Here is a 6,893-nt window from a genome sequence, read left to right as displayed (position 1 = left end):
CCCCCCCCCCCCCCCCCCCCCCCCCCCCCCCCCCCCCCCCCCCCCCCCCCCCCGGGGAGGGGGGAGGGGCCATCCCTTTCCTCACGGTTATGCCGTCTTTGTCAGAATTTTGAAAAGCCCTGAGAGGCCAATGGAGTAGGGGCGACGCGGTTCAGGGCTGGCGAGAGGAGACGGAAGGATCCCACCTCCCTTTATCTTCCCTCCTCGCGAGGCAACCGATGGTATAACTCCTGATCCGATGTGGAAGAAGCACCCGCTGGAGGAAGGATAAACATTTGAACAAAGAACTGGTCGCTGGGGTCCATGTTACAATCTAGGAATTGGGAGCGGTGGGCGAGAGACAGAGAGCCGTCTGGTAGAGGGTTGCCATCTCAGGTAGGAAATCGCCAAGGGACGAGGGAAGGGCGATGGAGGTGGAGATCCGACCGTTACGCACATTGGAGGAAATCGAGGCCTGTGTGGAGCTCCAGCGCCAGATCTGGGGCTCCGACGATCTGGACGTGGTTCCCGCTCACGTGCTCATCACGGCTGCGCATAATGGGGGAGTGCTCCTGGGGGCCTTCGCTGGCGGGCAAATGGTAGGATTCGTGTTCGGTTTTCTGGGAACCGATGAGCGTCGCGGGCGCGAAGCTCCAGCCACGGTGAAGCTGAAACACTGCTCCCATCAGCTGGGTGTGCTTCCGGAGTGGCAGGATAAAGGCGTCGGTTACATGTTGAAGTTGGCTCAGAGGGAGGTGGTTCGCAATCAGGGGCTTCGTTTGATCACCTGGACCTATGATCCGCTGGAGAGCCGCAACGCTTATTTCAACATCGCCAAACTGGGAGCGGTGTGCAATACTTATATCCGGAACGCTTACGGGGAGCTCCGGGATGCCCTGAATCGGGGGCTGCCTACGGATCGCTTCCAGGTGGACTGGTATATCGCCAGCCGGCGCGTGGCAACCCGTCTGCGCCAAGGCCATTATGCGCTCTCCCGTTCGCTGTTCGAACAGGCTGGAGCTGTGCTGGTGAATCCATGTCGCTTTGATGAACGGGGCTTGCCCATTCCCCCGGAGGCCTTTCAGACACCGGACGCCGCCTTCTGGCTGGTGGAGATCCCCCATCGCTTTCAGGATATCAAACGCCAGGACCCAGGCCTGGCGCGGGCCTGGCGTTTCCACACCCGGGAGCTCTTTGAAACAGCGTTCGCCCTCGGTTATCTGGTGGTGGACTTCATCCGCGAACAGGGGTCGGGGAATCCGCCTCGCAGTTTCTACGCCCTGGTCCGTGCCCATTTAACTGGACAGGAGCCCTGGAGCGTCTTCGCCAGGGATCTTGTGGATCTTCGGGAAGTGGAGTGAGCTCGATGCGATGGTGTTTGTTCCGAGATGTTGCCGCCTTCGATGAGCTGAAGGAGGCCTGGGTGGATTTGCTGGGCCGATCTTCCGTGGATTCCCCTTTTCTGCGCCCGGACTGGCTGCGGACCTGGTGGGAGCATTTCGGGGAAGGGGAGCTCCACTTGTTCACGCTGGAGGAGGAGGGTCGGCTCATTGGGATCGCGCCCTTGCGCCGGATCGCGCGGAACGGTCGTTGGGTTCTGGAGACCTTCGGTGAGGAGGTCACGGACTATTTGGATCTTCCAGGGGAATCCGGCCGGGAGAAGGAGATCGCTCACGCACTTCTAACCTGGCTCACCAGCCCGTCGGCGCCGGAATGGGATGTTTTGATCCTCTGGAACATCCGAGCGGATTCCGCAGTTTATTCGGTGTGGCCTTCGGCGGCGGCCGCTTATGGCCTCGCGGCCCAGGCGGAGCAGTTAACGGTGTGCCCGGTCCTTCATCTGCCCTCCACCTGGGACGCTTATCTTCAGATGCTGGATCGGAAAGATCGTCACGAGTTGCGGCGCAAGATGCGCCGGGTCGAGGCGCTGGAAAGGGTCCGCTGGTATATCCTGCAGAAGGATGGACCCGAGGCGGGGAAGGCGATCGAGGATTTCCTGAACTTGATGGCGGCCAGCCATCCCGAGAAGGCCGCCTTCCTGAGCGAGCGCATGCGCGGTTTCTTCCGCCAGGCGATCCGTCAGGGTTTGCAGGAAGGATGGGCGCGTCTCTCCTTCATCGAGATCGCGGGGCAGAAGGCTGCGACCTATTTGGATTTCGATTATGGAGATCGAATCTGGCTCTATAACGCGGGCTTCAATCCCCGGTTCGCGGGCCTCAGCCCAGGGATGGTGCTGTTGGCTTATCTGATCCGTCAAGCGATCGAGCAGGGCAAACGGGTCTTCGATTTCTTGCGTGGGGACGAACCGTATAAGTTCCGGTTCGGCGCCCAGGAGGTGCCGCTCTATCGGATCCTGATCCGACGGTCAGAATGAGCTCGTCCGCCCCACAGAGCTGGGCCTTCAGCTGTCTGAGTCCGAACCGATATCGATTGCCGAACCAGCAGCCTGTGCTCAGGAGGTGCACCATGGCCATCGAGCTGAAAGTTGTGCAGATCGAGAAGCCGGATGAGCTGAACGTCATCCTGGGCCAGAGCCACTTCATCAAAACGGTGGAGGACATCCACGAGGCGCTAGTGAACACAGTCCCCGGGATCAAGTTCGGTTTGGCCTTCTGCGAATCCTCAGGCCCCGCCCTGGTCCGAGCCAGCGGCACCGATCCGGAGCTGGTGGAGCTGGCGAAGAAGAACGCCCTGGCCGTCGGGGCCGGCCATTTCTTCATCGTGGTCCTGGGCAAGGGCTATTATCCGATCAATGTTCTCAACGCCATCAAGATGGTCCCAGAGGTCTGCCACATCTACGCCGCCTCCGCTAACCCCATACAAGTCATCCTGGTGGAGACGGAGCAGGGGCGGGGGATCCTGGGAGTGGTGGACGGCGTGGCCACGCGGGGGATTGAGACGGAGGCTGATGTTGCCCACCGCAAGGACTTCCTGCGCCGGATCGGCTACAAGATGTGAGCAACGGTCCGCGAAGCAGGACGCCCACGCGTGAAGGGAGTGGGGCTGGGGGCCATTGATGGCGGCTCCGGCCCCAAATCCCTTGGGAAGAGGCCTCTGGGAAGCCAATGGTAGTGATGCGCCGGGCGATGGTCACTGAACGGTTCCTTTCGGGGGGCTTTGAGGCTGGGGCGCGCCATTTGGGGGCGCAACGTGGGGTGCCGTGTTCTCATCGTAGCGCTCGCTGGGGAGGTTGAAATCCGCGAGGTCCGGATCTGCGAGGTGTCTGAGCGCTTGTTCTCTTTTCCAGGAAGATTCGAGATGGGAGCTGTAGTCCTGGTGTTCCTCGATGGAGTGGGGTTAGGGGAGCCGGATTCCTGGAATCCACTCTTCCTCCCTGGCCTTCCCCGGTTGTCCGCTCGAATCGGAAGCCCCTTGGTGCGCGGTTGCGCAAGGGAGAACGGGGATTTCCTCTGCCGCGAGCTGGACGCCACGCTGGGGGTGCCAGGGCTTCCGCAGAGCGCCACCGGCCAGACCGCCCTCTTCACCGGCCTGAACGCGCCCGCCCTCATCGGGGCTCATCGAACCGGTTATCCATCCTCCGAACTGGTGCGCTTGCTAAAGGACCACAGTTTGTTCGCGAGGGCGCAGGCGGAAGGTTTCCGACCAACCTTTGCGAACGCGTATTCGGATTTCTACTGGGAGCTCGTGGCTCGGGGACGGTTGCGGCCCTCGGTGACCACATGGATGAACCGGCTGGCGGGCCTCCCGTTCCGCACCTTTGTGGATCTGGTCGATGGACGGGCGCTCCTCTGGGACATCACGCATACGTTCGCACCGGACTGGGCGCGCCGCCACGGGCGCCCTTTCCCGGATCTGCCACCGGTGGCGCCGGAGGAAGCGGCGCTTCGCCTCCTGCGGTTGCTGGAAGAAGCGGACCTCGTGCTCTTTGAGAGCTTCCTCCCCGATCTGGTCGGCCATCGCCATGTGCCCCCGGAGCCGGTCTTGGAAGTGCTGGATCGCCTCCTGGACGCCCTGATAGCTGATCGGCCGCCGGGGGCCACCGTGGTGGTGACCAGCGACCACGGGAACATAGAGGATTTGCGGACCCGATTGCATACCACAAATCCGGTTCCGCTCCTGGTCGCCGGGCCAGGGGCTCGAATCTTTCAGAACGCGGCATCGCTGCTGGATCTTACCCCGGGGATCCTGGAGACGCTGAGGGCGTGACGTGCGTGGCGCACTGGCCCCGGCTGGATTCCCTTGGCGCTAAAGCAGGGAACACGCGGCACGATCGACGAGCCATAATATCCGTCCCCCAATCGGTCGGATCCCCTGGGCTGGCCATCGACGTGGATCCGACGGGCTCCGCAGGACCTCCCGTAGGATCCCCGCCTTGTTGGCACCGGACACCAGAAACGCAACCAGGTAGGCCTGGTTAAGCAAAGGAAAGGTCAGCGTCACACGGGGAGGAGTGACCTCTTCCACTGCCACCACCCAACGGACTTGCTCCTCCAGGGCTGGGCTGGATGGGAAAAGGGAGGCGGTGTGACCATCCTCTCCCAGCCCCAGGAAGATCAGGTCGAAGCGGGCAGGGCGCTCCCCAAAGAAATCGCGTAAGATCCTCTCGTAGCGGGCCGCTGCGGCTTTCGGATCGTCCGCGCACGCTATCGGATGGATTTGGTCCTGGGGGATGGGCACATGGGTCAGCAGCGCTTCGAAGGCCATTCGGGCGTTGTTGCGAGGATCCTCGAAGGGGACGCATCGTTCATCTCCCCAGAAGACATGCACCCGATCCCATTCCACGGCGTCTCGACATGGGGAGCGAGCCAGCCATTCGTAGGCCTGCCGTGGTGTCTGCCCTCCGGAGAGGGCGACGGCGAAGCGGCCTGAGCGCCGGATGGCCTGCCGGGCCCGGCGGGCGAAGAGGGCGGCCGCAGCGCGACTTAAGGCTTCCGGGTCGGAGAAGATCCATAGCATCGGAGGGTCCCCTGTTGCTCGTAGTAGAGCGTTTTAGCGCTCGTCTCATTTTTGTGAGCAGCGATTAAGAGGCTTCGGTTTCCCTTAGCGTCTGATGGCAGCGAGGGGCCTTTCGCGCGTATTCGGCCGACGGAGGCTCGTCCTTCGCCCGACGCTTATAATGGGCACTGAAGTGCCTTACTACGAACTGGGAGGCCCCACCTCCCTTTATCCCCCCTCCCCATGGCCCGAAGGGCTGTGGGGAGGGGGGATAAAAGATGGGTTGGGGGCGAGCCGAGCGCCTTCGGCTCGCCCCCAACCTCCATCATGGGAGCGCCTGTCGAACGTGGATCACAGGTCCTTGGTTCCCTTCGGCGTCTGGTGGCAGGGAGAGCCCTTCATGTGCGACTTGGCGGGTGGAGGCCCGTTGTGAGTCTGACGCATGGGACGGGCCCTTGGATCCTCTCATCCGGAGCCTCTTTCGACACCTCCCCTCGTTTCTTCTAAAATCGTCGGAAGCTCCCATTGACGTCCGTCCTGGGCCAGCAATTGATCCGCCTCCGGGGGTCCCCATGTGCCAGCCGGATAATTCGGGAAATTCTCCGGCGGATGCCGGGCCCACGCGTCCAGGATCGGCTGGAGCACGGCCCACGCTCTCTCAACCCAGGCGGCCTCCAGGGATTGGGTGGCATCTCCACGGATAAGATCCAAAAGCAGCGTCTCGTAAGCCTCGGGCGGGTCGTTCCCGAAGGTCTCCCGGTAGAGGAAATGCATATCCACCGGCCGAAGCCGCATCACCGGGCCAGGGGCTTTCGCCTGGAAGCGGAACAGGACCCCTTCCTCCGGTTGGAGGCGCAAGATCAGCCGATTGGGCTGCCAGGATTGAACGGCAGCATCGGGGAACGCCCGGTGAGGCACCGGCCGGAAAGTGATAGAGACCTCCGAGGCCTTGACGGGGAGACGCTTCCCGGTGCGCAGATAGAAGGGCACTCCCTGCCATCGCCAGTTATCGATGAATAGCTTAAGGGCCACGTAGGTCTCGGTGGTCGAGCGAGGGTCCACGCCGGGCTCCTCCCGGTAGCCGGAGACCTCCTCGCCGTCGATGCGCCCCCGTCCATATTGGCCGCGGACGGCATAGGTGGAGACCTGGTCAGGAGGGATCGCCCGGATGGCATGTAGCACCTCCAGCTTCTTGTGATGGATCTCCTCGGCGTTAAGGGAGACCGGGGGTTCCATGGCGATCAGGCAGAGGATCTGGAGAAGATGGCTCTGGACCATATCGCGCAGCGCGCCGGTCTGATCGTAGTAACCCCCTCGGTGCTCCACACCGACGGTCTCGGCGACGGTGATCTGAACGTGGTCGATGTACTGACGGTTCCAAATCGGCTCGAAGAAGGCGTTGGCGAAGCGCAAGGCCAGGATGTTCTGAACGGTGTCCTTCCCCAGGTAGTGATCGAGGCGGTAAATCTGGTGCTCCTCCAGAAAGCGGCGCAGGCGCGAGTTCAACGCCCGGGCGGAGGCCAGATCATGCCCAAAGGGTTTCTCGATCACCACCCGGTGGCGATCTCGATCTCGCACCAGGCCGGCATCACCGAGGTGGGCCACGATGGTCTCTGTGACGCTCGGGGGCACGGCCAGGTAGAAGATATGGTAGGCCATATCGGACGTCTCGGGTTCCCCCATACGGAGGCGCTGGGACAACTCCGCGTAGAGGGATGGGTCGTCATAGTCGCCGCGCAGGTAAAACAGCCGGCTGGAGAAGGAAGGCCACGAAGCACCATCGGGCGACCGGCGGGCGAACCGCTGGACCCCATCGAGGATGCGGGCGCGGAAGGTCGCCTCATCCATCGCGCTGCGGGCCACCCCGAGCACGGCCCACCGTTCAGGCAGCCAGCCGTCCGCGTGGAGATCGAAGAGGGCTGGCCCCAGTTTGCGCCAGACCAGATCCCCGCTGGCGCCGAAGAGGATCAGGAAAACCGGTGTGGTGGAAGGAGCCATATGCGGAAGCCTCTTGTTTG

At 62.7% G+C, this 6,893-nt stretch carries 6 protein-coding genes; 4 read left to right on the top strand and 2 right to left on the bottom strand.

Going from position 1 to position 6,893, the window contains the following annotated elements; all coding sequences use genetic code 11:
- Positions 1-407: 407 nt before the first annotated feature.
- The 4 genes from ACFMO5_RS05735 (at position 408) to ACFMO5_RS05720 (ending at position 4,146) form a co-directional block, all read left to right on the top strand.
- Entirely contained in the window at positions 408-1,340 is a 933-nt protein-coding gene (locus tag ACFMO5_RS05735) for a hypothetical protein (protein WP_376791796.1), read from the top strand.
- Positions 1,341-1,345: 5 nt separating this feature from the next.
- Entirely contained in the window at positions 1,346-2,353 is a 1,008-nt protein-coding gene (locus tag ACFMO5_RS05730; RefSeq protein WP_376791795.1) for a GNAT family N-acetyltransferase, read from the top strand.
- Between the two features lie 98 nt (positions 2,354-2,451).
- Positions 2,452-2,937: an adenosine-specific kinase gene (locus ACFMO5_RS05725; protein WP_376791798.1), complete on the top strand. Its 486-nt coding sequence runs from the start codon at positions 2,452-2,454 to the stop codon at positions 2,935-2,937.
- 300 nt (positions 2,938-3,237) lie between these two features.
- A complete protein-coding gene (locus tag ACFMO5_RS05720; protein WP_376791794.1) occupies positions 3,238-4,146 on the top strand; it encodes a hypothetical protein in 909 nt (302 codons plus the stop codon).
- A gap of 39 nt (positions 4,147-4,185) precedes the next feature.
- Here the strand turns inward: ACFMO5_RS05720 and pgl are convergent, their stop codons facing one another.
- Both pgl and zwf read right to left on the bottom strand, forming a co-directional pair.
- Positions 4,186-4,896 carry a 6-phosphogluconolactonase gene (gene pgl, locus ACFMO5_RS05715; protein ID WP_376791793.1) on the bottom strand — a complete coding sequence of 237 codons (711 nt, stop codon included), beginning with the start codon at positions 4,894-4,896 and terminating at the stop codon, positions 4,186-4,188.
- Positions 4,897-5,340: 444 nt separating this feature from the next.
- Positions 5,341-6,873, bottom strand: a complete 1,533-nt coding sequence (gene zwf, locus ACFMO5_RS05710; RefSeq protein ID WP_376791792.1) for a glucose-6-phosphate dehydrogenase — start codon at positions 6,871-6,873, stop codon at positions 5,341-5,343.
- Between the last annotated feature and the right edge of the window lie 20 nt (positions 6,874-6,893).

The organism is Thermoflexus sp., from assembly GCF_042408365.1.
GTDB lineage: Bacteria > Chloroflexota > Anaerolineae > Thermoflexales > Thermoflexaceae > Thermoflexus.
This window is presented reverse-complemented; position numbering and strand designations above follow the sequence as displayed.

Coding starts and splice junctions, on each gene's coding strand:
- zwf (WP_376791792.1), bottom strand. CDS start 6,873: ATGGCTCCTTCCACCACACCGGTTTTCCTGATCCTCTTCGGCGCCAGC.
- ACFMO5_RS05735 (WP_376791796.1), top strand. CDS start 408: ATGGAGGTGGAGATCCGACCGTTACGCACATTGGAGGAAATCGAGGCC.
- pgl (WP_376791793.1), bottom strand. CDS start 4,896: ATGCTATGGATCTTCTCCGACCCGGAAGCCTTAAGTCGCGCTGCGGCC.
- ACFMO5_RS05730 (WP_376791795.1), top strand. CDS start 1,346: ATGCGATGGTGTTTGTTCCGAGATGTTGCCGCCTTCGATGAGCTGAAG.
- ACFMO5_RS05720 (WP_376791794.1), top strand. CDS start 3,238: ATGGGAGCTGTAGTCCTGGTGTTCCTCGATGGAGTGGGGTTAGGGGAG.